Origin of the sequence: Candidatus Protofrankia californiensis (genome assembly GCF_900634765.1) — a bacterium.
GTDB lineage: Bacteria > Actinomycetota > Actinomycetes > Frankiales > Frankiaceae > Protofrankia > Protofrankia californiensis.
On record NZ_CAAAFT010000018.1, the window covers coordinates 1544 to 3115 of the forward strand.

The window sequence follows — 1572 nt, forward strand, 5'->3', positions numbered from 1 at the left end:
CCCGGCTGCGTGAGCGGATGCGTCAGCGCATCGGCGACACGCTGACGAACGACCCGGACGGCATGGCGGCCCGGTCGGTGCCCGCCGACTACGCGGCCGATGTGCTCGACGAGCACGGCCAGGCGGACGACGCTCCTGCCGACGACACCCGTCGCTGCCGGTTCTGCGGCGAGCCGGTACGTGGTCCGGGTGCCGACATCGGCAACGGCCCGGAGCACCCCGAATGCGTTCCCGACTTCGGCGGTCCTGCGGATGGCGACGAGCATGCCGTGCTGCACACCACGGCCGTCCAGCTCGGCCAGCTTCAGGCGTACGTCCGCATGCTCGAACTCGCGTTGGACGCCGGTAACCACGCCGAGATCGCCCGGCTCATCCGTGCCGCGGTGGAGGTGACCCGATGAGCCGCACCCTGGCTGCCACCCCTGATCCCGACGAGCCGGACGGCCGCAGACTCCGGAACGGACAGCGGGTCCGTGCCGTCCGGAACGGCACTGTCCGCCGTGGCCGGATCGTGGCCGACCCCAGCGGTCTCGTCCGGGACTTCCAGGTCGGCCCATTGCCGGACCGGAAGGGATCGGGCTCCGGGCGGACCACACGGTTCGCCTGGGTCGACGGCCGCGACTTCTCCGGCCCCGAACTGCTGTCCACGGACAACCTCTACGACGACCCCGAGGCCGACCGGTGAGCCGTCGGAAGCCCTGCTGCGGCGGTGACGGGGTGGTGGACGGCACGTCGTGCCCGTCCTGCTTCCCTCGGGCGGTCTCGGGTGAGCGGGGCGCGAAGCCGAAGGCGGTCACGATCCCGACGTCGACCAAGGAGATCAAGGGCCTGATCCGCAAGAAGCGGATCGACAAGACGACGACCAAGGACGGCGTCACGACTCGGGACCGGCTGACTGGTCGGGAGAACACGACGTTGACCCCCGCGCAGAAGAAGGAGCTTGCCCGTCGCCAGGCAGCGGCGCAGAAGGGGCGCCGGTCATGACCGTGAACCCGAAGGTTGTCGGCGCCGACCAGTGGATCAGCCGTTTGGTCGGTGTCGGTCTGGCGGTCGTCGCCGGAGTCGCCGCGGTCGTCTCGTACCGGCACATGCGGGATCTGTCCGGGCGGCACGGCGAGGATGGCCTGTCCTCGACGATCCTGCCGTTGAGCGTGGACGGGCTGTTGGCCGTGGCCGCGTTGGTGTTGCTGGCCGATGCCCGTGCCGGTCGCCGGGGTGGCCGCGCTACGGCCTGGTTCGCGGTGACCCTGGGGATCGGCGCGTCGGTGGCCGCGAACGTGGCTCACGCTGAACCGTCGTGGACGGGCCGGTTGATCGGACTGTGGGCACCGGTAGCCCTGGCGGTCGCCCTGGAGTTGGCCCTACGGCATGCCCGGCACATAGCCGCGGTGATCGACGGGTCTACCGCCGAGGATGTGAGCTCTCCGGTTGAGGGTGAGGGTTACGCCGGCGAATCGGAGATCGTCTCCGTATCCCCTGCGGTGCCTCCACGGCTGGTTCCGTCGCAGTCGGCGGACTCGCCGGGCACGGCGGTCGGCCTGTCCGCGTCGACCGGGCACGGCTTCCCTCCGG

4 protein-coding genes are annotated in these 1572 nt (G+C 70.9%); all 4 read left to right on the top strand.

Annotated elements, in window-relative coordinates; genetic code table 11:
* Positions 1-401, top strand: a 401-nt coding sequence (locus DD1DGNOD_RS00690) for a hypothetical protein (RefSeq protein ID WP_165036316.1), incomplete at its 5' end; no start/stop codon positions are given.
* Positions 398-685 carry a hypothetical protein gene (locus DD1DGNOD_RS00695; RefSeq protein WP_131764633.1) on the top strand — a complete coding sequence of 96 codons (288 nt, stop codon included), beginning with the start codon at positions 398-400 and terminating at the stop codon, positions 683-685. The genes DD1DGNOD_RS00690 and DD1DGNOD_RS00695, both read left to right, overlap by 4 nt.
* A complete protein-coding gene (locus DD1DGNOD_RS00700) occupies positions 682-984 on the top strand; it encodes a hypothetical protein (RefSeq protein ID WP_131764634.1) in 303 nt (100 codons plus the stop codon). The genes DD1DGNOD_RS00695 and DD1DGNOD_RS00700 overlap by 4 nt, the downstream gene beginning before the upstream one ends.
* The coding region (locus DD1DGNOD_RS00705; RefSeq protein ID WP_131769212.1) for a DUF2637 domain-containing protein at positions 981-1572 on the top strand (592 nt) is incomplete at its 3' end. The genes DD1DGNOD_RS00700 and DD1DGNOD_RS00705, both read left to right, overlap by 4 nt.

Bases quoted from the DNA above. Each gene is read 5' to 3' on its own strand.
- DD1DGNOD_RS00695 (WP_131764633.1), top strand. From the start codon at position 398: ATGAGCCGCACCCTGGCTGCCACCCCTGATCCCGACGAGCCGGACGGC.